This is a genomic window from Klebsiella sp. AqSCr, from assembly GCF_008452795.1.
Lineage (GTDB): Bacteria > Pseudomonadota > Gammaproteobacteria > Enterobacterales > Enterobacteriaceae > Klebsiella > Klebsiella pneumoniae.
In genome coordinates, this window is record NZ_MJDM01000005.1 from 1646208 (window position 1) to 1668639 (window position 22432).

General features: G+C 60.8%; 24 protein-coding genes and 1 pseudogene. 3 read left to right on the plus strand and 22 right to left on the minus strand.

Translation table 11 applies throughout. The annotated features are described in order from the left end of the window. The first annotated feature begins 62 nt into the window (after positions 1 to 62). Positions 63 to 406: pseudogene (locus BHE81_RS11965) on the plus strand (endonuclease domain-containing protein). A gap of 95 nt (positions 407 to 501) precedes the next feature. Here the strand turns inward: BHE81_RS11965 and BHE81_RS11970 are convergent. From BHE81_RS11970 to BHE81_RS11985, 4 genes are all read right to left on the minus strand, one after another. Further along, positions 502 to 1401 (minus strand): Dyp-type peroxidase, encoded by a 900-nt coding sequence (locus BHE81_RS11970; RefSeq protein WP_004145614.1) that lies wholly within the window; start codon positions 1399 to 1401, stop codon positions 502 to 504. 94 nt (positions 1402 to 1495) lie between these two features. Continuing rightward, positions 1496 to 2071 carry an RpoE-regulated lipoprotein gene (locus BHE81_RS11975; protein WP_002913630.1) on the minus strand — a complete coding sequence of 192 codons (576 nt, stop codon included), beginning with the start codon at positions 2069 to 2071 and terminating at the stop codon, positions 1496 to 1498. Between the two features lie 61 nt (positions 2072 to 2132). Further along, positions 2133 to 2582 (minus strand): DUF2919 domain-containing protein, encoded by a 450-nt coding sequence (locus BHE81_RS11980; protein ID WP_002913635.1) that lies wholly within the window; start codon positions 2580 to 2582, stop codon positions 2133 to 2135. Continuing rightward, positions 2569 to 2994, minus strand: a complete 426-nt coding sequence (locus BHE81_RS11985) for a GNAT family acetyltransferase (protein WP_002913637.1) — start codon at positions 2992 to 2994, stop codon at positions 2569 to 2571. Before BHE81_RS11985 ends, BHE81_RS11980 begins: the two co-directional genes overlap by 14 nt. Positions 2995 to 3205: 211 nt before the next feature. On the opposite strand from BHE81_RS11985, the gene amiA reads away from it, so the two are divergent. Both amiA and hemF read left to right on the plus strand, forming a co-directional pair. Beyond that, positions 3206 to 4078 (plus strand): N-acetylmuramoyl-L-alanine amidase AmiA, encoded by an 873-nt coding sequence (gene amiA / locus BHE81_RS11990; protein WP_002913639.1) that lies wholly within the window; start codon positions 3206 to 3208, stop codon positions 4076 to 4078. Beyond that, positions 4078 to 4977: an oxygen-dependent coproporphyrinogen oxidase gene (gene hemF, locus BHE81_RS11995; protein ID WP_002913641.1), complete on the plus strand. Its 900-nt coding sequence runs from the start codon at positions 4078 to 4080 to the stop codon at positions 4975 to 4977. Before amiA ends, hemF begins: the two co-directional genes overlap by 1 nt. A gap of 43 nt (positions 4978 to 5020) precedes the next feature. Here hemF and eutR read toward each other — a convergent pair whose 3' ends face one another. The 18 genes from eutR to maeB form a co-directional block, all read right to left on the minus strand. Further along, on the minus strand, positions 5021 to 6073 hold the full coding sequence (gene eutR / locus BHE81_RS12000) for an HTH-type transcriptional regulator EutR (protein ID WP_023301628.1): 1053 nt from the start codon (positions 6071 to 6073) through the stop codon (positions 5021 to 5023). Between the two features lie 45 nt (positions 6074 to 6118). After that, a complete protein-coding gene (gene eutK, locus BHE81_RS12005) occupies positions 6119 to 6604 on the minus strand; it encodes an ethanolamine utilization microcompartment protein EutK (protein WP_004151997.1) in 486 nt (161 codons plus the stop codon). Between the two features lie 11 nt (positions 6605 to 6615). Beyond that, positions 6616 to 7275, minus strand: coding sequence for an ethanolamine utilization microcompartment protein EutL (gene eutL / locus BHE81_RS12010; protein WP_004174905.1), 660 nt, complete (start codon positions 7273 to 7275; stop codon positions 6616 to 6618). A gap of 9 nt (positions 7276 to 7284) precedes the next feature. After that, entirely contained in the window at positions 7285 to 8184 is a 900-nt protein-coding gene (gene eutC / locus BHE81_RS12015) for an ethanolamine ammonia-lyase subunit EutC (RefSeq protein WP_004174901.1), read from the minus strand. Between the two features lie 20 nt (positions 8185 to 8204). Next, on the minus strand, positions 8205 to 9566 hold the full coding sequence (gene eutB, locus BHE81_RS12020; RefSeq protein ID WP_023301627.1) for an ethanolamine ammonia-lyase subunit alpha: 1362 nt from the start codon (positions 9564 to 9566) through the stop codon (positions 8205 to 8207). An 11-nt stretch (positions 9567 to 9577) separates the two neighbouring features. Further along, positions 9578 to 10981: an ethanolamine ammonia-lyase reactivating factor EutA gene (eutA, locus tag BHE81_RS12025; protein ID WP_021440539.1), complete on the minus strand. Its 1404-nt coding sequence runs from the start codon at positions 10979 to 10981 to the stop codon at positions 9578 to 9580. Continuing rightward, entirely contained in the window at positions 10978 to 12210 is a 1233-nt protein-coding gene (gene eutH, locus BHE81_RS12030) for an ethanolamine utilization protein EutH (RefSeq protein WP_004149260.1), read from the minus strand. Before eutH ends, eutA begins: the two co-directional genes overlap by 4 nt. 199 nt (positions 12211 to 12409) lie before the next feature. Beyond that, positions 12410 to 13597 carry an ethanolamine utilization ethanol dehydrogenase EutG gene (gene eutG / locus BHE81_RS12035; protein WP_002913689.1) on the minus strand — a complete coding sequence of 396 codons (1188 nt, stop codon included), beginning with the start codon at positions 13595 to 13597 and terminating at the stop codon, positions 12410 to 12412. After that, the gene (gene eutJ / locus BHE81_RS12040; RefSeq protein ID WP_023282895.1) at positions 13587 to 14426 is read right to left on the minus strand and encodes an ethanolamine utilization protein EutJ; all 840 of its coding nucleotides are present in this window, start codon (positions 14424 to 14426) and stop codon (positions 13587 to 13589) included. Before eutJ ends, eutG begins: the two co-directional genes overlap by 11 nt. Positions 14427 to 14435: 9 nt before the next feature. Next, entirely contained in the window at positions 14436 to 15839 is a 1404-nt protein-coding gene (locus BHE81_RS12045) for an aldehyde dehydrogenase family protein (RefSeq protein ID WP_004152003.1), read from the minus strand. An 11-nt stretch (positions 15840 to 15850) separates the two neighbouring features. Further along, positions 15851 to 16138 (minus strand): ethanolamine utilization microcompartment protein EutN, encoded by a 288-nt coding sequence (eutN, locus tag BHE81_RS12050; RefSeq protein WP_002913719.1) that lies wholly within the window; start codon positions 16136 to 16138, stop codon positions 15851 to 15853. A 128-nt stretch (positions 16139 to 16266) separates the two neighbouring features. Continuing rightward, positions 16267 to 16557, minus strand: coding sequence for an ethanolamine utilization microcompartment protein EutM (gene eutM / locus BHE81_RS12055; RefSeq protein WP_000387720.1), 291 nt, complete (start codon positions 16555 to 16557; stop codon positions 16267 to 16269). A gap of 38 nt (positions 16558 to 16595) precedes the next feature. Continuing rightward, positions 16596 to 17612: a phosphate acetyltransferase gene (pta, locus tag BHE81_RS12060; RefSeq protein ID WP_021440542.1), complete on the minus strand. Its 1017-nt coding sequence runs from the start codon at positions 17610 to 17612 to the stop codon at positions 16596 to 16598. Then, positions 17602 to 18408: an ethanolamine utilization cob(I)yrinic acid a,c-diamide adenosyltransferase EutT gene (gene eutT, locus BHE81_RS12065; RefSeq protein ID WP_004180847.1), complete on the minus strand. Its 807-nt coding sequence runs from the start codon at positions 18406 to 18408 to the stop codon at positions 17602 to 17604. Before eutT ends, pta begins: the two co-directional genes overlap by 11 nt. After that, positions 18405 to 19094: an ethanolamine utilization acetate kinase EutQ gene (gene eutQ / locus BHE81_RS12070; RefSeq protein ID WP_004185056.1), complete on the minus strand. Its 690-nt coding sequence runs from the start codon at positions 19092 to 19094 to the stop codon at positions 18405 to 18407. The genes eutT and eutQ overlap by 4 nt, the downstream gene beginning before the upstream one ends. Then, positions 19072 to 19551 carry an ethanolamine utilization acetate kinase EutP gene (gene eutP / locus BHE81_RS12075; protein ID WP_002913727.1) on the minus strand — a complete coding sequence of 160 codons (480 nt, stop codon included), beginning with the start codon at positions 19549 to 19551 and terminating at the stop codon, positions 19072 to 19074. Before eutP ends, eutQ begins: the two co-directional genes overlap by 23 nt. A 12-nt stretch (positions 19552 to 19563) precedes the next feature. Continuing rightward, positions 19564 to 19899: an ethanolamine utilization microcompartment protein EutS gene (eutS, locus tag BHE81_RS12080; protein WP_002913729.1), complete on the minus strand. Its 336-nt coding sequence runs from the start codon at positions 19897 to 19899 to the stop codon at positions 19564 to 19566. Between the two features lie 218 nt (positions 19900 to 20117). Beyond that, positions 20118 to 22397: an NADP-dependent oxaloacetate-decarboxylating malate dehydrogenase gene (gene maeB, locus BHE81_RS12085; protein WP_002913731.1), complete on the minus strand. Its 2280-nt coding sequence runs from the start codon at positions 22395 to 22397 to the stop codon at positions 20118 to 20120. Between the last annotated feature and the right edge of the window lie 35 nt (positions 22398 to 22432).

Here is a 22432-nt window from a genome sequence, read left to right on the forward strand (position 1 = left end):
AGCGGCTCGCAGATTAGACGGGTCATTGTGACAAACGGCAGCCAGGCGTGCACTGTGTTTATATGAAAAACACACAGATATTTGCTCGTCAGCTCAGACGTAGCTTAACGCCCGCAGAACGTCGACCAGGGTACTGACTGCGCAACCGCCGTTTTGCTAGCGACACGTTTCGCCGTCAGCACCCCGTTGGCCCCTATATTCTCGATTTCGCCTGCTGCGCAATACGGCTGGCGATTGAACTGGACGGCGGCCAACACGATGACGCCGCACCCGCTGGCAACAGAGCGAGGGATGGCGAGTTTTACGCTTCTGGAATATTGAGTTTGAAGAGCATGGTGATGCGGTGATGGAGGGGATACTTGAAGCGCCTGAGTCGCCGATGCCCTCACCCCTCCCCTCTGACTGAGGGAGAGGGAGTAAAAGAATCCGCACGCAGATCCCATAGCCGCACCTTACCGTCCCCTCTCCCCTTTGGGGAGAGGGTTAGGGTGAGGGGAAAAATTACAGCGCCTGGATACGCTCCAGCGACGGCGCGAAGTAATACCCGCCGGTCACCGGTTTGGTGAAGCGCAGCATCGCGTCGCGTTTACCGTCGGTATCGCCAAACATGCTCAGCAGCTGCTGCTCGATGTTATACAGGCGCGCGCAGTAGGCGCAGAAATAGAGGCCATGGGTGCCGCTGGCGGTGCCGTACGGCAGGCTCTGACGGACGATTTTCAACCCTTTGCCATCTTCTTTTAAGTCCACGCGGCTCAGGTGCGACGTGACCGGACGTTCATCGCCATCGATCTCTTCGTTAGCGTCTTTAGTACGGCCGATCATCATCTCCTGATCCGGCACGCTCATGCGGTTCAGCTGTTTGAGATTATGCTCCCAGCGCTGGACGAACACGTAGCTGCCGCCCGCATCCACGCCGTCTTTAATGACCGCCACTTCGCGGCGGGTTTCTTCCCCCGCCGGGTTTTCGGTGCCATCGACGAAGCCGCTGAGGTCACGCTCTTCCACCCAGCGGAAGCCGTGGATCTCTTCTTTCACGTCGATAGCGTCGCCAAAGGCGGCCAGCGCGGCCTGCGCCACCGAGAAGTTAACTTCATGACGGGCGGATAAAATATGAATCAGCAGGTCATACTGGGTGGACGGCGCCAGCCCTTTGCCATAGACCGGGAAATCTTTTAACTCATCCGCCCCTTCGCCGCCGCTCAGCTGACGCCAGACGTTATTGCCGAACGCCACCACCGCACCGAGTTTGGCGTCGGGGAATTTAGCCTGGAAGGTGGCCACGTTATCGACAAAAATTTTGCTCGCTTCGCGCAGGGCGTTAACGTCCCCTTTGAGATTGGCTTCAATCCAAATCGCCGCGCGGCAATGTTCCGGCAAAATGCCGCTCTGAACCTGAGACATCGCTCCTCCTGAAATGATGCAACCACAACGCTGTCGCGTTGCTAACGCGCCATTGTAACCGTTTTTCAGAGCTGTCGTGTCTCTTCAGATCAATTTAGCGACGCCAGATAATCTTGCTGACCTTCCAGTTTTTCAGCGTATCGTCGGAGGGCATCAGCTCGTCCGGACCGCTCCAGTGGCCAGTGAAGGCATAGCTGATATGCTGGCTACCCTCGGCCTGACACTCGACGACCGCCCCGTTGTCATGGCTGCCTTTCTGGCAGTTGCCGAAGGCTTTGCTGTACAGGTCGCTAAACGGTGTGCCGATTTTCACGCCGCTGGCGGTTTTGATATCCGCATCACGCACGTCAATCCGGCTGATAGCACCGTTGTCGCCATTGATGGTCAGCGCCACGCTGTTGTTTTTCAGCGCTTCAAAGTAGTGGACGATATTGCCCTTATCGGTCTTCATTCCGCTGCGTAAACGGTAGTCGCTGCCCAGCGCATCGCTAATCGCCTGTTCATTGAGCGGCGTGGAAGCCGTCAGTTTACCCACTCCCTGCTCGGTCACCTCGGTGGAAGCGCCAAACCAGTTCCACGGATAGGCCGCCGACCAGTTGACTGCGCTCATCGTGGAGCAGCCGGTCAGCGCCAGCGGAAGTGCACAGAGCATTACACGTAGCGATTTCATATCTCAATCCTTTCTGAGTCATTCAACGCATGTTGGAGTTCACGATCGGCAAAAAGTGCCATTAAAAGGTGGTCTGGTGAAAACAGGCGCCCAGGCGACGGCTGGTTAACAGCCACCACAGGGCATAGCCATCCGCGACCAGCAGCGCAATGGTCAACGAGGAGGGAGATTCGCCGCTCAGCCATAGCATCGGCTGCCACAGCAACAGCAGCACTTGCGATAGCACCAGCAGCCAGCGCATCGCCCGCCACAGGCGCGGCAGGCGCTGACGATAGCCGCTAAGAAGAAAGGCCAGCACCGCCGGCACGCCTGGCAGTAAACCAAGCCAGAAGCGCTCGTGATCGGGATAGAACAGATTAAGAATCGCGTCGCCCTGCTGGCGCGATGCGCCGGCCATCAAAAACAGCACCCACGTGCGGGCCTGCAACAACAGCACGCACCAGAAAAGCAAAGGCAGGCGCAGACGGCCATGGGCATCAAAATCGGCGGGGATAAACTCAGTATTCTTCATCTTCGATCAGGCGTTTGCCCAGGGTCAGGACATCGGCGTACTCATAGCCCAACCGCTCGTACATTCCCTGCACCACGTCGTTGTCTTCACGGACCATAATGTTGATTTTCGGGCAGCCGCGGGCAATCAGCTTTTTCTCCAGACGGTTGAGCAGCGCATTCGCGATACCCCGGCCGCGATATTCCGGATGGACGCCGAGATAATAGGCCGATCCGCGATGACCGTCATATCCGCCCATCACCGTGCCGACCACTTCGCCATTCACTTCCGCCACCAGAAACAGGCTGACGTCGTGATTCAGCTTGCGCTCAATATCCATCTCCGGATCGTTCCACGGGCGCAGCAGATCGCAGCGCTCCCACAGCGTCACAACCTCTTCGAAATCCTGCTGGCGAAAAACGCGAATCTCCATGGTATTCCCCACCATTGACGGTTAAAAACAGTGATTATGGCGCGAATATAACTGATAGCCAATATCAGGCGAAATCAGCGACAAAAAATGGCATAATATGACTTTGTCATGTATTGAAATGAAAAGTAAAACAATTCTTATTTTGAATGGTCGTAACGGCAAACGCGATACGATATAACATTGGACATCACTTGTTTACAATTCAGGCCGAATGAGCACTTTTAAACCCTTAAAAATACTTGCTTCGCGCCGTCAGGTGCTGAAAGCCGGGCTGGCTGCGATGACGCTGAGCGGCGTCGCCTCACAGGTCAGCGCAAAAGAACAGCCACTGAAAACGTCAAATGGACATAGCAAACCCGCCGCCAAAAAGGCCGGGGGTCGCCGGATTGTAATGTTAGATCCGGGCCACGGCGGCATCGATACCGGCGCTATCGGCCATAACGGCTCGAAAGAGAAGCATGTGGTGTTGGCGATCGCTAAGAACGTGCGCAGCATTTTGCGCAGCAACGGCATCGACGCCCGCCTGACCCGCACCGGCGATACCTTTATCCCGCTGTACGACCGCGTGGAGATCGCCCATCAGCACGGCGCCGATCTGTTTATGTCAATCCACGCCGATGGTTTTACCAACCCGAGCGCCGCCGGCGCCTCGGTGTTCGCCCTGTCAAACCGCGGCGCCAGTAGCGCCATGGCGAAATACCTCTCCGATCGCGAAAACCGCGCCGATGAGGTCGCCGGTAAGAAAGCGACGGATAAAGACCATCTGCTGCAGCAGGTACTGTTCGATCTGGTGCAGACCGACACCATCAAAAACAGCCTGACGCTGGGCTCGCATATCCTGAAAAAGATCAAGCCGGTACATAAGCTGCACAGCCGCAATACCGAGCAGGCGGCGTTCGTGGTGCTGAAGTCACCATCCATACCGTCTGTGCTGGTGGAAACCTCGTTTATCACCAACCCGAACGAGGAGAAACTGCTCGGCACCACCGCCTTCCGGCAGAAAATCGCCACCGCGATTGCCAACGGCATTATCAGCTATTTCCACTGGTTCGATAACCAGAAAGCCCATTCGAAGAGACGTTAATGAAACCCGATGCCGCGCAGGTAAAAACTTTTCTGCTCCAGCTCCAGGACAACCTCTGTCAGCAGCTGAGCGCCGTGGATGGCGCGCCGTTTATTGAAGATGCCTGGCAGCGGGAAGGCGGTGGCGGCGGACGCAGCCGGGTGCTGCGCGAAGGCCGGGTGTTCGAGCAGGCGGGGGTCAACTTTTCCCACGTCCATGGCGACGCCATGCCTGCCTCCGCCACCGCGCACCGCCCGGAGCTGGCCGGACGCAGTTTTGAAGCCATGGGCGTCTCGCTGGTGGTTCATCCGCTGAACCCCTACGTGCCCACCAGCCATGCCAACGTGCGGTTCTTTATTGCCGAAAAGCCTGGCGCCGACCCGGTGTGGTGGTTCGGCGGCGGCTTTGATTTAACCCCTTACTACGGCTTTGAAGAGGATGCCGTCCACTGGCATCGTACCGCCCGCGATCTGTGTCTGCCGTTCGGCGAGGAAGTCTATCCGCGCTATAAAAAATGGTGCGATGATTACTTCTATCTCAAGCACCGCCAGGAGCAGCGCGGCATCGGCGGTCTGTTCTTTGACGACCTGAACACCCCGGATTTTGACCACTGCTTCGCCTTTATGCAGGCGGTCGGGAACGGCTATGCTGACGCCTATTTACCTATCGTCGAACGCCGGAAAGCCACGCCGTACGGCGAACGCGAGCGCCACTTTCAACTCTACCGTCGCGGCCGCTATGTCGAGTTCAATCTGGTCTGGGACCGCGGCACCCTGTTCGGCCTGCAGACCGGCGGGCGTACGGAGTCGATTCTGATGTCGATGCCACCGCTGGTGCGCTGGGAATATGATTATCAGCCCGAGCCCGGCAGCCCCGAGGCGGCGCTGAGCGAGTTTATTCAGGTGCGCGATTGGCTGTAACGGCCGGATGGCGACTGGCCACCCGGTAGCGGAGTCTCTTCCCTCACACCCACTGGCGCAGGCGATGGTGCAGCGTCATCGACGGTTTCTCAGCAAACAGCTGCTGATAGTCGGTGGCGAACTGCCCCAAATGCCAGAATCCCCACTGCATGGCCGCCTCCTTGACCGTCTTGCGCTCTGACCAGGGGCTTATCAGCTCCCGACGCACGGCGTTCAGGCGGATCCGTTTGAGCCAGGCGTTAGGACCAATCCCCAGTATTGCATGGAAGGCGTTTTGCAAGGTGCGACGGCTGACGTACAGCTGCTGGCACAGATCGAGAACGGTTAACGGCTCCGCGCTGTTTTCCAGCACATATTCGCGCGCCTGCGCCAGCAGGCGGCGGTAGCTCTGGTGGCTGACGCTCTCTGCACTTACCATCGGCTGCGCTTCTTCCAGCATCGTGCCCATCGCCAGCAACAGATTATCCCGCAGGACTTTACGCACGGCCGGCTGATGAAGGGTATCCGGATGCTCGCTAAAGGTGGCCAGCGCCTGCTGGACAAACCCCCACAGCGCGGCCTTATGCGGCTCGCGGACCGCCAGCGCTGACTGGTTGCGTAGCATATGTAGCACCCGTTCCGGGTGGTGCAGGAAACTGGCGTGACGCGCAATCACCTCCTGCGAAATCACTACCCCGAGAATGGTGTAATCATCCGGCGTGCTGAGCTCGAACTCCGTACCGCCGGGACGGGTGGCGATTTCTGCCCGGCCCAGACACTGCGAGCCGATAAACCCCTGTTCACCCCGGGTCGCCGGAATGCCAAACCAGAAGGAGTTCGGCCAGACCAGGCAGGACTGGCGCAGCGCCAGCCCGGTATATTCGCGGAAGACCTGGATCTCATCGAGCAGGATTTCGGTAAACTCGCCGCGAAACTGCCCCGGATGCAGCTGATCGTAGATCTGTTGCCAGGCGGTAATGGTCAGGGCGTGCTCATACACATCGGTTGTGTGTCGTTGATGAATATTGTCAATTTCAACCTGAGGCGTCAGCCTGGTGTCTTCCGGCAACGCCTCGCAACAGAGATGGTGCAAATTTGCAGAACGACGCTTTTTCATAATCGTTAAAGCCGGGGGCAAGCCGCTCCCGGCACCTCCGACAGGTTATGGATTTTTGAGACGATAGCGGCTACTGCGTTTTCGTAGCGTCCCTGCGGAAAAGAGCTGCTCCAGCGCCTGGCGGGCCTTATCCAGCGGCCAGGCAAAATGCGCGGCGACCTCGCCGGCCGTCATGCCCTGACGAACTGAAGCCAGCAGCGTCAGTAAGGCTTCCGATGAAGCCGGGTCAGCAGGCGGCATGGGCGCTGGCGGCGGTGGCTGAAAACCGCCGATCAGCCGCTGGGTATCCTCTTCCGGGCGACCAATTTCCCGACGGCTGATCACGCAGCCGGTCCGCCGGGCAGCGGCGGCCCCGGCATCCAGCGCGGCGCGGCAGGCCGCCAGGTCGCCCTCCACCACCAGCGTTAACCTGCCCGGGTCGAGCACTTCATGACTGAGCAGGCGCACATTGGCCGCCTTAAGCATGGCATCCGCAGCGTCTACAGCCGCGACCATGCCCTCCACTTCGAGCAATCCCAGCGCATTGATCATCGCTCCCTCCATTACGCACGCTGTACAGGATGACGGGCAATATCGAGAACGGCATCGGTAAAGGCATTGCAGGCGGCTTTACAGGCGGCCTGGCTTCCCGTCAAAAAGGCGGCCGAATAGTTGGTTTCCGATGGCGGCGGGACGTAGGTCACCAGCTGAACGTCGGCCGACTTCATCGCCGCATCGATACCAAACGTCGCCTCCAGCGGCGGCGCCACCAGATAAGCAATCGGATCGCCCAACGCGATGCCAGCGGCCGATGAAAGATAAGAGCCGGTACGCGACACCACGTGCGCCAGAAAGGCGGTATCTTGCGCGTCGTTAGCCCACTGGAATGCCGCCCCACCTTCAATATGCGCCATCATGGCATCCAGCCCGGCGCGAACTTCCGCCGGGTTCGGGCCGCCAAGCATGATCAGTACTTCGCCGGCGGTAGGCGACGGACCATGGGCCGCGCCGGCGTAGAGGGAGCGGCCATAGACCACCTCCACCATCGCCTGCTTTGTCGCTTCGTCGGCGGCAATATACGTCACATCGTCAGAATCTGCCGTGATGAGTCCGAGGCTACGTATATGCGACGGTAATTTAAGCTCGCGCGCGAAACCGTCATTCACCGAGGCAATCACGCGCATCGCGGTGACCGAGGGTCGAATCAAATCTAATGCTGGCATGATGCCTCCTTAACGGCTCATGTTGATACCGGAGGCTTTCTGCTCCAGCATGCGTTTGGCTAAATCCACGATCACCGCGGCGGCTTCTACCGGCGGGGTGCCGCCCTGGTGGATATTGGAGATACAGGTCCGGTCGGCCTCGACGGTGGTCGCCACCCGCGGGGAGTACACCGCGTAGCAGGAGAGGCTCTCCGACTGGCCGAGCCCCGGGCGCTCGCCAACCAGCAGGATCACCACCTTCGCGCCGAGGATCTCGCCGATCTGATCTTCAATCTTGACGCGGCCATAGCGCACGAAGAACGGCGTCCCGACCTTCAGACCCGCCTGTTTCAGGCCGGCAAGCAGCGGCGGCAGGATCTCTTCGTAGTTGGCGGTGATGGCATCCGTCGACAGGCCATCGGACACCACCACCTGCACATCCGGATCCATCACGCACTGCGCCTTCAGCGCATCAATCGCTTCCGGACTGAGGCGACGGCCCATATCCGGACGCGTCAGGTAGAGGTTCTTATCGCTAATCTCGGAACGCACTTCCAGCAGCCCCTGCGCTTTCACCCACGCTTCCGGCACCTCTTTGAGCACCGTGTCTTTCGAGCGCGAGTGATCGGCCAGGAAGCGCAGCAGCGCCTGAGTGCGCGGACGCGGGCCGGCGCGGCCGGTGCAAACGCGCGCCGCGGTACTGCGTTTCAGTTCAGTCAGTACTTCGGCGCGGTGCGGATGTTGTACCCCAATCCAGGCTTTCGCTTCCGCTGAGCCCAGGTCCAGCGCGCAGCTTTCCACCACCGCTTCGCTGGCGCAGGCGGCATGGCAGGCCGGCGTCGACGCTGCGGGGGCCTGCGGCTGCGACTGTGGTTGTCCCATCGACGCCATTACGCTGCGTACAATGTCTTCAATCTGTTTTTGATCCATGATGTGTCATCCCCGCGTCATCAGAAGAACAGTGACGGATCGCCCGCCCGTTTGGTCAGGCGACCATTTGCCATAATGCCCATCGTTTCCAGCCAGCGTTCAAACTCCGGCGACGGCCGCAGGCCCAGCAGTTGGCGCACGGTCGCGGTATCGTGGAAGGCGGTGGTCTGGTAGTTGAGCATGATGTCGTCGCCGAGCGGCATGCCCATGATGTAGTTGCAGCCTGCGGTCGCCAGCAGGATCATCAGGTTTTCGTTGAGGTTCTGGTCGGCATCGGCATGGTTGGTATAGCAGCAGTCGCAGCCCATTGAGATGCCGCTCAGCTTGCCCATAAAGTGGTCTTCCAGTCCGGCGCGAATGATTTGCCGGTCGTTATAGAGATACTCCGGCCCGATAAAGCCCACCACGGTGTTGACGAGGAACGGATCGTAGTGCCGCGCCAGGCCATAGTTACGCGCTTCCATGGTCACCTGGTCGGCGCCGAAGTTAGCGCCAGCGGAAAGCGCCGAGCCCTGCCCGGTTTCAAAGTAAAGACAGTTCTCCCCGGCGATGCGGTTAAACTCCGCCCCCACCGCCCGCGCTTCATCGAGCATCGCCAGCTCGACGCCGAACTCTTTAAGCCCTTTTTCACTGCCGCAGATGCTCTGGAAGATAAGCCCCCCCGGCGCGCCGCGGCGGATGGCTTCAATCTGGGTAGTGACGTGCGCCAGCACGCAGCCCTGGGTCGGGATGTTAAACTTGTCGATCACCCCGTACACCGTATCCAGCACCCGGCTCAGGTTCTCCACGTCGTCAGTGACCGGGTTGACGCCAATCACCGCGTCGCCCGCGCCGAAGGAGAGCCCTTCATAGATTTGCGCGACAATACTCTGCACATCGTCGCGGGTATCGTTCGGCTGCAGGCGGCAGCTAAAGGTCCCCGGCAGACCGATGGTGGTATTGGCTTTTTTGATCACCGGCATTTTTTTACCGCCGTAGATCAGATCGGCGTTGGAGCAGATCTTGGCCACCGCAGCCACCACCTCGGAGGTCAGCCCTTTGCGGACAAAGGCGATATCGTCGCTGGTGACCTCGTCGTTGAGCACGTATTCCCGCAGGTCGCTGATGGTCCAGTGTTTAATCCGCTGATAGGCGGTTTCGTTCACGTCATCCTGGATCAGGCGCGTAACGCAGTCCTCCTCATACGGGATCACCGGGTTATTACGGATATCGGCCACCGTCATATCGGAAAGCACCTGCTTGGCGGCCACGCGCTGCTGCGAACTCTCCGCTGCCACGCCCGCCAGCACATCCCCCGAACGCAGTTCGTTGGCTTTCGCCAGCACCTCTTTAACATCCTTAAACTGATAAACATTGCCGAACAATGTGGTCTTTAGTTTCATAAGTCGTTCCCTCAGGAAGGAAATGCGAGTGATTTCACCGTCACCGGCACAACCGATCCGCCAAAAAGAGGCGTACCAATGTCGATATAGTCCCCCGCCCGGACGCTCACCTCATCGATGACCGCCAGCGGAAGGTGTGGAAGCTGCGGCCGCAGCAGCATACCCAGCGCTTTGCCAAAATCCTGCTCGGCCACCAGCAGCAGCGGACGGGGATTGGGAAAGCGGGCGACGAACGCCAGCAGGGCGTCAATTACGGTCAGTAAGGTGGCGTAACGCACCGGTAGCGCAGCGGGAAGCGCTAGCACGTAAGCGTCCGCCTCGGGGGCCAGATCGAGCTGCGTCAGCGCCTGCCGCCAGGCGTTCGGCAGATCGGCGGCATCCTGCGGGATAGCCACCGGCAGATTGCGCAGCGGCAGTTGAACCCTCTCCAGCCAGATGGTGCTCCCGGACAGGGACAGCGTATGCGCCCCGGCGCCAATCACCGTAGCGCGCACGGTTTGCGTCGGAAACTGCACGTTCATTTCACGCAGGCGCGGATGCTCGTGCAGGGCCGTGGCCAGCAGCGGCCCGATATCGGAAAAACAGAAAGGATCGGCGGGTTGATGGCGGTAGCACTCCCCCACTCCGCCGGAAAGAGTAATCACCTCCGGCTGAACACCCGCAGGCAGTACTTCGGTTTGCATCAGCCCCTGCGCCAGCGGTGAGAGCCTGCCGTCGATCACCTCAACGATCAGCCCCGCCATCCGGCGCGCCACCTGCGCCAGCTGACCCGCAGTCAACGATAAAGCATCGGTTCCCGGGCCGAATACCGCATCGACAATCCGCTGTCCTGGCGAGTGCGCGTGGACCACGCGCCCCTGAGCGTCGGTTTCCAGCAGGCGGCCGCCGACGTTGAGGCAGGCGGTGGCGCTGAGGTTACCGGCGTCAAACAGGGCATAGTTCGAGGTACCGCCGCCAATATCGATATTAAGCACCCGGCACATCCGCTGCCGGGACAGGGTCTGCGCCCCGGCGCCGTGTCCGGCAATGACCGATTCCAGATGCGGCCCGGCGCTGGCGACGACAAAATCGCCCAGCGACTGCGAGAGCGCCATCACCGCCGGGCGGGCATTGCGGGTTTTCGCGCTTTCGCCAGTGATGATGATCGCCCCGGAATCCACCGCTTGTGGAGCGATCCCTGCGGCCCGGTACTGAGCCAGAATCAGCGCCTCAAGCTCGGCCTCTTTCAGTTCTCCCTGTTTATCAACCGGCGTAAAGAAGACCGGGCTTTGCCAGCTAATGTCGCGTTTGATGAATTCATAACGCGGCACCTGGGAAACCGCCGCGCGGTTCACCAGCTCGAGGCGCGAGAAGATCACCTGCGTGGTGGTGGTGCCGATATCAATACCGACGCTCAACAGCTGGCGCGTGTTCACGAGTGCGCCTCCGCTTCGTTGTTGGCAGGCGCCGGTACGTTTTCATCTTTTGGCACCAGCAGCATTGCCACGCCAATCGCGGTAACGCCGCCGACCAGCTTGCCGACAATCATCGGAAAGATCATGGCGTTCATGTTGGCCGCCGCAAAACCGAGATGGTCGCCGAGGGCGAACGCCGCTGACACCGAGAAGGCGCAGTTGATCACTTTTCCGCGGGTATCCATCTGCTTCATCATGCCGAACATCGGGATATTATTCGCCAGGGTAGCGACCATGCCGCCGGCAGCCATATTGTTGATTTTTAGCAGATTACCAACGCGCATCAGCGGCTTTTCAAACCAGCGGGTCAGCAGGAGCACCATCGGATAAGCGCCGAGCAGCACGCAGGAGATAGAGCCAATGACTTCGATGGCGCGCATCACCTCGCCGGGCTGGTCGCCAGGCGCCATAAAGATCGGATCGAGCCCCGGTATCAGCTCCCAGCCGAGCAGGAACTTGATCACCGCCGCCGCCAGGCCGATGGTGATCAGCGCCACGAGGAATTTGGCGAAGATCTGGAAGCCGTTGATCATTTTTTCCGGAATAAACTTCAGCCCCAGCGCCACCAGCACGGCGACGATGATCACCGGGATCATATTCATCAGGATCAGCGCGAAGGTAAACTCTACCGGCTGGCCGTTGATCTCCACCCCGGAATACATCGCCACCAGACCGCCGGCGATACAGCCGATGGGAATGGTGACAATGCCCGCCAGCACGCCGAGCGCCAGCCAGCGGCGATCGGTTGGTTCGATAATGCCGAGCGCCACCGGAATGGAGAACACAATGGTCGGCCCCATCATAGAGCCGAGGATCAGGCCCGAGTACATCCAGGCCGCCACGTCGCCGCCCGCGAGTTCTTTAGCGAGGAAGAAACCGCCCATGTCGCACGCCAGCAGCGTGCCGGCGAACATCGACGGGTTGGCGCCGAGCATCTCATACAGCGGAATAATCACCGGACCAAGCAGATGAGCCAGCACTGGCGCCAGGGCGGTCATCCCGACCATCGCCAGGCCCAGCGCGCCCATCGCCATAAACCCTTCTTCAAACTGACCGCCGGATCCCTCAATGCTTTTCCCCAGTTTGCCGAGAAAGCGCGCCGAGCCGCCGAACTGCGACAGGATCCTGTCCACGGCGGCAATCAGCATAAAGAACATCATGATGTACATGATGATTTCGTTAATTCCCATAGCCCTTACTCCCTGTCATTTATGATTTGTAGATACTGTGAATACCGGGACATTAGCCGCACTCAGGCGACTTTCCCGGGCCGCGGCGTGAACGCCTTACCCGGGCTACGGCATAGCAGACGGCTGTGATCCTGTAGCCCGGCTAAGCGCAGCACGAGCCGGGAAAGCCACAGCCACACGCCTCCGGGAAAATCGGCATTTATCGCGCCGCCGCGTACAGCTCGATAATCTGCTCCCGGCTGGCGGTGCGTGGATTGGTGCGCAAACAGATGTCCTCCTGCGCCGCTTGCGCCCAGGCGTCGTAGTGCGCGGACGTCGCGCCAGCCTCCGTCAGCCGCATCGTCAGACCGACCTCGGCGATCAGCTCGCGCACGGCGGCGATAGCCTCGCGGTCATCGGTTTTCTTGCCGGTTAACGCCCGGCCGATCTGGCTGAAGCGCGCCCGGCGTACCATGCGGTTAAACTCCATCACCGTTGGCAGCAGCATGGCGTTGGCCAGACCGTGCGGAATATGCAGCGCCGCCCCCGGCTGATGCGCCATGGCATGGCATAGCCCCAGCCCGGCGCTGGAAAACGCCATCCCCGCCATGCAGGAAGCCAGCAGCATATTCTCCCGCGCTGCCAGATCCTGACCGCAGCCCACCGCTTTCGGCAGCGCCTCGCCGATCATGGCTATCGCCCCCATCGCCAGACTGTCGGTAAACGGCGTGGCGTGGCGGGCGCTGTAGGCCTCGACGGCGTGGGTCAGCGCATCAATCCCGGTCATTGCCGTGATATGCGGCGGGACGCCTTCGGTCAGCGCGGCGTCGAGGATCGCCACATCCGGCATCAGCGAGGCATGCGCCAGCACCTGTTTGCGTCCACTCACCGCATCGATAATCACCGTCACATTGGTGGTTTCAGACCCGGTGCCAGCGGTGGTCGGCACCGCGATCAGCGGCAGACGTGGGCGCAACTCGCTGTGCTCCGTCATCTCCCCCAGCGTCTGCTCAGGATTGGCGACCAGCAGCGCCACCGCCTTCGCCGCATCCAGTACCGATCCACCGCCAAAGGCCACCACGCCGTCGCAGCGCGCGTCCCGCAGCTGGGCGACGGCGGCGCAGACATCGGTGACGCAGGGTTCGCCGGCGGGACAGGGCCAGAGAGTCATAGCAATCCCTTTCATCGCCAGGCTACGCTCCAGCCCGGCGGTCATTCCCGCCTGATGGAGAAAACTGTCAACCATGACAAACAGATGCCTAAGGCCCCGGGACTGCGCTTGCGGACCGCAGGCCGCCAGCGCGCCGACGCCGTGCAGCGTCACCGGCGGAACGTTGAAGCTTTTCATTTGCTGAAGATTCAGCGTATCAAAGGCATGGAACAGCGCCGTCTGCAGTTCAGCTTGCATACATCCCCTCCGCTTTTTCCCTCCCGCTGTTGGCGATTGCCAGCGGGGTCATAAACAGGCTGTGCTGCGGCAAATGCACCGGTAATGCCGGGAAGCGCTGACGAAACAGCTCATGCACACCCGGCTGCATACAGGCGCCGCCTGCCAGCCACAAATCGACAATCCCTTGTCCGGCAATATGTCGGGCGACAATTTCGGCCATCTTCTCGTACACCGGCTTAACCACCGGCCAGATCTCCCCGGCGTGGCTGCGCTTGTACTGCTCCGCCTCCTCAAGCCCGATGCTGCGATTCCCGGCCAGAGTCAGGGAGATATGGTGGCCGCCGGTGGCTTCATCCGCCGAATACGTCACCCTGCCCTGTTTAACGATGGCGATCCCGGTGGTGCCGCCGCCGATATCCACCACCCCGGCGTTATCGAGCTGCAGCAGATCGGCCACCGCGGTAGGCTCATCCAGCACATGACTGATCTCCAGCCCGGCGGACTCCAGGACATTGATCGAAATGCGCGGATCGGTGCCGGGCGGAAACGAGGTCGCCGCATGGGTGAAGCGGCAGCCCAGCTCCTGCTCGAGAGTCGCAAGATGTCGGCGCACGAGGGTGACGGCGCCAAAGAAATCCCAGACGATGCCGTCGCGCACCACGTCGGCCCAGTCAAGGCATACCGCAACCGGCTGGCCGTCACGGTCAACCACCATCGACACCACGTCGCAGGTGCCCAAATCGATGCCCAGCCACAGCGGCGACTCGCTGGCGGCGGGCGCCTGGTTACACAGGGCAGCGGCTTTTTGTAGTCTCGGCGAAAGCCAGCGTTGTTCGTCGTGCGCCATGTTCATCCCTTATACGATTCGAAACGCATCCACCAGCACGCAGCGGCGCAGACGAACGAAGGTCCGCGCGCTGGTCACCCCTTCCCCGGTTGGGGTGGTGATGGTCATGGTGGTCCAGCCCTCGCCGCCCAGCCCAAGCCCGGCGATGCACGGTCCATTTTTGACGAAGATGCTGGTGTCGATGGCATTCGCCATCTGGTTCATGTTGTCGATGTTGCGCGAGTGCATCGCCGCGGTGTGGTGGCAGCCGCCTTCCAGTTGCACCGCCAGGGCGATGGCCTCTTCAACGTTCGCCACCCGCACCACCGGCAGCACCGGCATCATCAGTTCAGTAACAGCAAACGGATGGCTGGCGGGCGTTTCCACAAACAGCAGGCGGGTTTGCGCCGGCACCTGCAGACCAATCGCCGCGGCGATTTTGCCCGCGTCGCGACCGACCCAGTCGCGGCTGACCGTGCCTTTGCCGCGCTCGTCAATATTTTTCAGCAGCAGCGGCTGGAGCTGTTCGGCCTGCGCCGCCGTGAGTTTCACCGCCTGCTGGCCTTCCATCAGGCGCATCAGTTCGTCGGCAACGCTATCGACCACGATCAGCACCTTCTCGTCGGCGCAGATAATGTTGTTATCAAAAGAGGCGCCTTTGACGATCGCCTGCGCGGCGCGCGGTAGATCGGCAGTCTCATCCACCACCACCGGCGGGTTGCCGGCCCCGGCGGCGATCAGGCGTTTGTTGGTATGTTTGCGCGCCGCCTCGACCACCGCTTCGCCGCCGGTCACCACCAGCAGGCCGATGCCAGGGTACTTAAACAGCCGCTGGGCGGTGTCGATATCCGGGTTCGCCACGGTCACCAGCAGGTTGGCCGGGCCGCCGGCGGCCACTACCGCCTGGTTAAGCAGGGTAATTGCCCTTTGCGAGACCTTTTTCGCCGCCGGATGGGGGGCGAAGACCACGCTGTTGCCGGCGGCTATCAGGCTAATGGCGTTGTTGATCACCGTCGCCGCCGGATTGGTGGACGGCGTCACCGAGGCCACCACGCCCCAGGGCGCATTTTCAATCAGCGTCAGGCCGTTATCGCCGGTGAGCACCTGCGGAGTCAGACACTCCACGCCCGGCGTGCCGCGCGCCTGCGCCACGTTTTTGGCAAACTTATCTTCAACGCGTCCCATGCCGGTCTCCGTCACCGCAAGCTCCGCCAGTTCACGGGCATACTTTTCACCCGCCTCACGAATGGCCTGAATCACCTGCTGACGCATCGCCACCCGCTTTAATCCCTGCTGGGCCACCGTTGCCGCCGCGACAGCGTCATCCAGTGAGGCAAAAACGCCCATATCATGAACGGTGCCGGCAGGCTGGCTGCTGTCTTTCATTTTCAGCAGTACCGCTTTCACTACCTGTTCAATGTCCTGTTGATTCATGATTTTTCACCCTACTTATGGAAGAGCACCTGACCATCGGCCGCAGCCTCATCCACGATACCAATCACGCACAGATCGACCGGAGAGGCGCCGTGTGCGTGCGCCTGTCGCGCCGAGCTGCCGCTGACCAGCAGTACCCACTCTCCGCATCCCGCGCCGATGCTGTCGATGGCGACCGCACATTGCCCGTCGGGCTCGCCGCGGGCATTGAGCATCTCCACCATCAGCAGTTTGTCGTGGGCCAGACCTTCATGGCGTACGGTGCAGACCACATATCCGGTTACCACAGCCAGCTTCATGTCCGTCTCCGCGTGTGATGTGCAGGCCGGAAAAGCGCAACGCCATCCGGCATTCATGCCTTTTCATGGCCGGATAGCGACGCGCTGGCGTCTTATCCGGCCAGAACTTTCCGGCACCCCCTCCCCCGTTAGATGTTGCTGTCGCCCTTGAAGCTAATCGGGAAGACCTCTTCCAGATCGCCATGCGGGCGCGGGATGACATGTACAGAGACCAGCTCACCGATACGCTGAGCCGCCGCCGCCCCGGCATCCGTCGCGGCTTTGCACGCCGCGACATCGCCGCGCACCATGGCGGTCACCAGGCCCCCGCCGATCTGTTTCACTCCCACCAGCTTGACGCGGGCCGCTTTGACCATGGCGTCGGAGGCCTCAATCAGTGCAACCAGGCCCCGGGTTTCAATCATTCCTAATGCTTCCATTGTGTTTTCCTCTCATAAGGGGTCCTGAAGGGGACCATTCATTCAACCAGCGTGGACGAGTCGGGGATCCGGCTTGCGTCCGTCTGGCGCGGTACCGACGCCACCAGCGCCAGTTCGATAATTTCCTCTACGCTACAGCCTCGCGAGAGGTCGTGAAGCGGGGCGGCCAGGCCCTGGATCAGCGGCCCGATGGCGCGATATCCGCCCAGCCGCTGGGCGATTTTGTAGCCGATGTTGCCCGCCTCCAGCGACGGGAAGACCAGCACATTGGCCCGGCCCTGCAGCGGGCTGCCGGGCGCTTTGTGCGCAGCGACGTCCGGTACAAAGGCGGCGTCAAACTGCAGCTCGCCATCGACCATCAGCTGCGGCGCCCGCTGACGCACGATCTCCGTGGCCTGCTGGACGTTAGCCACACAGGGATGCCGGGCGCTGCCGTGTGTCGAGAAGGACAGCATTGCCACCCGCGGCGCTTCGCCAGCGATCGCTTGCCAGGTCTCAGCGCTGGCAATCGCGATATCCGCCAGCTGCGCCGCGGTCGGCTGCGGCACCACGCTGCAGTCGGCAAACCCCAGCGGCTGTCCGGTATACTGCGGCAGCATCAGAAACAGCGAAGAGAGCGTTTTACACCCCGGCTGCAGGCCGATAAGGCGCAGACCAGCGCGCAGCACGCTGGCGGTTGACGAGAGATTTCCGGCGATACACACCTCGGCCTGCCCGGCGCTGACCATCGCCGTGGCGAACATCAGCGGGTCGGCCAGCTTGTCGACCGCGTCAGCGGGCGCTTTATCGCCGGCGCGCGCCTGCCAGGCGGCGGCAAACGTCTCGCGCATCGCCAGGTTGCTGTGCGGATCGATGACCTGCACCCCGGTCAGCGGCAGACGTTCGCCAAGGGCGAACTGCCGCAGCGCGAAGGGGCTGGCGACGAGGATCGGATGCGCCAGGCCCTGCTGCTGCAGATAATGCGCCGCCTTCAACACGCGGACGTCCAGCGCATCCGGGAACACCACCCTGGCGGGGGCGCGCAGCGCCAGTTTGCGACACTGGTCAATGATCATCTTCACCTCCCAGCTGCTGCAGTTGGCTGAGCGCCGGCGGCGCGTCCGTCACGCCCAGGATCATCATCACGTAGACCGCGCTGGAAAGGCGGTTGAGCGCTTGCATAATATCGGCGCGCCGGACCGCAAATTGCGGCGTAATAAACACCTGCGCCGCGGTCACCTCCGCCTCGCGCACTTTGCCGCGCAGCAAATTAAGCAGCGCGACATCGCGCCCATGGCGGGCCTCCGGCACCAGGTGATCGTGACCCAGGTAACGCAGCGGCTGATGGGACAGACGATGCAGCTGCGCCTCGCTGAATCCGGCTATCGACTGCGCCGCCAGCGGTTCCTCCAGCGCATCGGCGCGCATGATGTTGCCCAGCCGCGAACGGATATCCGTCAGCCACGGCTGCCAGGGCTCCGCCAGTTCAATTTGCAGCCACACCGTCAGGGCGATGGTGCTGTCCAGCACCGCGCGGAAGGCCAGCCGCGGATCGTTTTTCGCCACCAGGGTATCGGCCGTCAGATGAGTTAAGGTGTCCGGCTTTTTGCCCACCGGCTGGTGACAAAGCTCGCAGCAGGCCTGGGGCGGATGGTCGCTGCTGGTCAGGACATGCACCGGCTGCGGCGTCTGTTCGTCATCCTCGACAAACAGGCGCCCCTGGCGGTCGAGAAATTTGACCCGCAGATGCCGACTTTCCAGCAGTTCCCTCGCCGAGGGCGTCAGGCGAGCATCGGCAGGAAGATGGATTTCACCGCCTTCGCTGAGCGTATGATTCGCTCTGAGCCACGCTTCGGTAATGAAATCGTTCATAGCGATTGCCAGTTTGCCGGCCAGGCGACGTACAGGAAGCGCACCGTCGACGGGGTACCGAATTCGATGCTGGAGCCTTTCGGGATGAACATGACGTCCCCCGCTTTGGCGACCAGCGTTTCCCCCTGATGGCGCACATGCAGCTCGCCCTCCAGCACCATATCGATTTCGTCGTAGTTCAGCGTCCACGGGAAGAAGGCGTTCTCCCACTGCATAAATCCGGCCGCCATGCTGCTGCCATCCTGGTCAGTCACCAGGTCCGTTAAGCCAACGCAGTGCGGCTGGGCGCCGTCGAAGCGGCCAAACTTCACGCTGCTGCCGTCGATCACTTTGATGCCGCCTTTGCCGGTCACTGCCTCAAATCCCGGCTGCATCGCCTCCTGTTCCAGGGACTGCTTCTCCTTCATCACCTTTTCCATCAGCTGCGCCACCAGGCTTTCGGTAAACTGGCCTTCCGGTAGCTGCGCCAGGATGGTTTCCCGGATCCGCTGGCTTTCCGTTTTGTCGCTGTCCGCCGCTGTCGCCGCCGGCGCGGCGCCATCGTCTTCGGTGATAGTGAATCCCAGCAGCTCGGCGACTTCGCGCGCTTCCGGGGTGATAATGCTGGCGCGCAGAACTACTGACATCGCCTGTTCGCCGCGCGCGTGGGCGGCACGAATATCGTTAGCGGTAATGAGTTTCTTCACCTGGCCCTTCCTCCTTTTGGCTGAGCTCACTCAAGTAATTTTCCAGCGGCGCAACGCTTTGCGGATCGCAACCGTTGAGGGCGAAAACCGGCGCCTGAAACCCCATCCCGTCCAGCAGCTGCCGCACCGCGGCGACGTTGGCATCCGGCAGATCCGTTTTGCTGATCGCCACGATAAGGTGCTTTCGGCTGCCAATATCCAGCAACCCGGGTGGCAGGCGACTTTCGGTATCATTGGCCGCATGGACATAAATCAGGGTGTCCACATCCTGCAAGGTGGTAATTAAGGCGTGATACCAGCGCGGATGGCTGAAATATTCCCCGGGTGTATCGATGTCGCCACGATCGTTAAATTCCAGCGCCTGCGTTTTTCTGGCGAGGGAATAATTCCCCTGCAGGGCATTAAATAACGTGGTTTTTCCTGCACCGACGGCGCCGACAATCGCAATACGCTTCATGGTCGCTCTCAATTAACTTTTCGTTAATTCGCACAAGGTATAATTTAATAAGCGGCCTAATCCGCCGATGGTCTGCAGAAGCGCCTCTTCCACCGCGCCGACCGAGCCGTAGATCACCAGCGCGCCGCTAAACCGGTCGAGAAAACCGATGTGCACGTCGGCGGCCTTCATCGCCAGATCGCCGGCGATCATCGCTGTTTCTCCCGGCGTCAGCGTCATAATGCCGATCGCGCCGGATTCGGGTACGCCGATCTTTTTCGCCAGCTCCGCTCCCGGGTGGGCAATCAGATGCGCCAGCGTGACCTGTTTGCCTGGTACGAATTCCTGAATAATGCGTTCTTTATCCATGACCGATTGCCCCCTGAAATCTGTCCTCATGGTGACGACATTTCAGCGCGGCAAATAACAAATTTCGGCAAGTGGGGTTAAAAGGTGAAGTGGATCACTCAGGAGAGAAAATAATATTGCGGTGGAATTAAAAAGGCAGGCTCAGCGTTTTTTACTCACCGGCCTGCCTGATATTGCGCGCGGAAACGGATCCGCGCGTTAACGGGGGAAATAGAAAATTACAGCGGTTCGGTTTGCGCTTCAACAACCGCCAGCGCCACCATATTAACGATCCGGCGTACGGAGGCGATCGGCGTCAGAATATGCACCGGCTTCGCCACCCCCATCAGCACCGGCCCGACGGTCACCCCTTCCGAACTGGAGACGCGCAGCAGGTTATAGCTGATCCGGGCGGCTTCCATATTCGGCATCACCAGAATATTGGCCGCCCCCTTCAGCGGGCTGTCCGGCATGCGATCGTTGCGGATGCTTTCCACCAGCGCGGCATCGCCATGCATTTCGCCATCGATCATCAGCTCCGGGGCGCGGGCCTTCACCAGCTCCAGGGTTTTACGCATTTTGCTGGCTGACGGACAGTCGGCAGAGCCAAAGTTGGAGTGCGACAGCAACGCCACGCGCGGTTCAATACCAAAGCGACGCACGCTTTCCGCCGCCATCAGGGTGATCTCCGCCAGCTCTTCCGGCGACGGATCGTGATTGACATAGGTATCGGCGATAAAGGTGTTGCCGCTCGGCAGCAGCAGCGCATTCATCGCCCCGGCGGTGCTGACGCCGTCGCGATAGCCAAACAGCGGCTGCACCACGCGGTAGTGATCGTGGTACTCGCCAATAGTCCCGCAGATCATCGCATCCGCTTCACCGCGATGAACCATGATGGCGCCAATCACCGTGGTGTTGCTAATCACCGCCCGCTGCGCCTGCTCCTGGGTAATGCCGCGGCGCTTCATCAGCTGGTAGTACTCGCTCCAGTACTCTTTAAACCGCGGGTCGGATTCATTATTGACGATCTCAAAGTCAACGCCGGCCTTGATCTGCAGGCCCAGCTTCTGGATGCGCATTTCAATCACGCTCGGGCGCCCCACCAGAATCGGTTTGGCCAGTCCCAGAGACACCAGCTCCTGGGTGGCGTGCAGCACCCGGGTCTCCTCCCCTTCCGCCAGCACCACGCGCTTCGGCTCTTTGCGCGCCTGAGAGAAGATAGGCTTCATAAACAGGTTGGTTTTATAGACGAACTCGCTCAGCTTCTCGATATAGGCGTCAAAATCGGCGATCGGGCGCGTCGCCACACCGGAATCCATCGCCGCCTTCGCCACCGCGGGGGCGATCTTGACGATCAGCCGCGGGTCGAATGGTTTCGGAATGATGTACTCCGGACCAAAGCTTAAATCCTGATCGCCGTAGGCGGAGGCCACCACTTCGCTCTGCTCGGCATGGGCCAGCTCGGCAATCGCATGCACCGCCGCCAGCTTCATCTCTTCGTTGATCGCCGTCGCGCCGACGTCCAGCGCGCCGCGGAAGATGAACGGGAAGCAAAGTACGTTGTTGACCTGGTTAGGGTAGTCGGAGCGGCCGGTACAGATGATGGCGTCATCGCGGACCTGCTTCGCCAGCGGCGGCAGAATTTCCGGCTCCGGGTTGGCCAGGGCGAGGATCAGCGGCGCCCGCGCCATCTTCTTCACCATCTCCTGAGTCAGCACTTTCGGGCCAGAGCAGCCGAGGAAAATGTCGGCGCCGTCGATCACGTCATCGAGGGTGCGTTTGCCGTCGTCTTCCACCGCATAGGCCGCTTTGGTTTCCGCCATGTTCGGCTCACGGTCTTTATAGATAACGCCTTTCGAATCGCAGACCACGATGTTGTGCTTTTGCATCCCCAGCGCCACCAGCAGATTCATACAGGCGATCGCCGCCGCGCCCGCGCCGGAGACCACCATCCGCACGTCGGACAGATTCTTCTCGACGACGCGCAGACCGTTGAGGATCGCCGCGGTGCTGATGATCGCCGTGCCGTGCTGATCGTCATGGAAGACCGGGATATTCATCCGCTCGCGCAGCTGCTGCTCGATGTAGAAACACTCCGGCGCTTTAATATCTTCCAGGTTGATACCGCCGAAGGTTGGTTCGAGGGCGGCGACGACGTTAATGAATTTGTCCGGATCCAGCTCATCGACTTCGATATCAAACACATCGATACCGGCAAATTTCTTAAACAGGACGCCTTTGCCCTCCATTACCGGCTTACCGGCCAGCGCGCCGATGTTGCCGAGCCCCAGCACCGCGGTGCCGTTGGAGACGACCGCCACCAGGTTGCCACGGGCAGTGTATTTGTAGGCGGCCAGCGGATCTTTTTCGATTTCCAGGCAGGGGGCTGCGACGCCCGGCGAGTAGGCCAGCGCCAGATCGCGCTGGGTGGCGAGAGGTTTGGTCGGCGAGACCTGGATTTTTCCGGGAACCGGAAATTCGTGGAAGTCGAGGGCGCTCTGTTTTAACTGCTCATCCATTTTCTATTCCTTTCTTTCACGTATCGTTCGTAGGG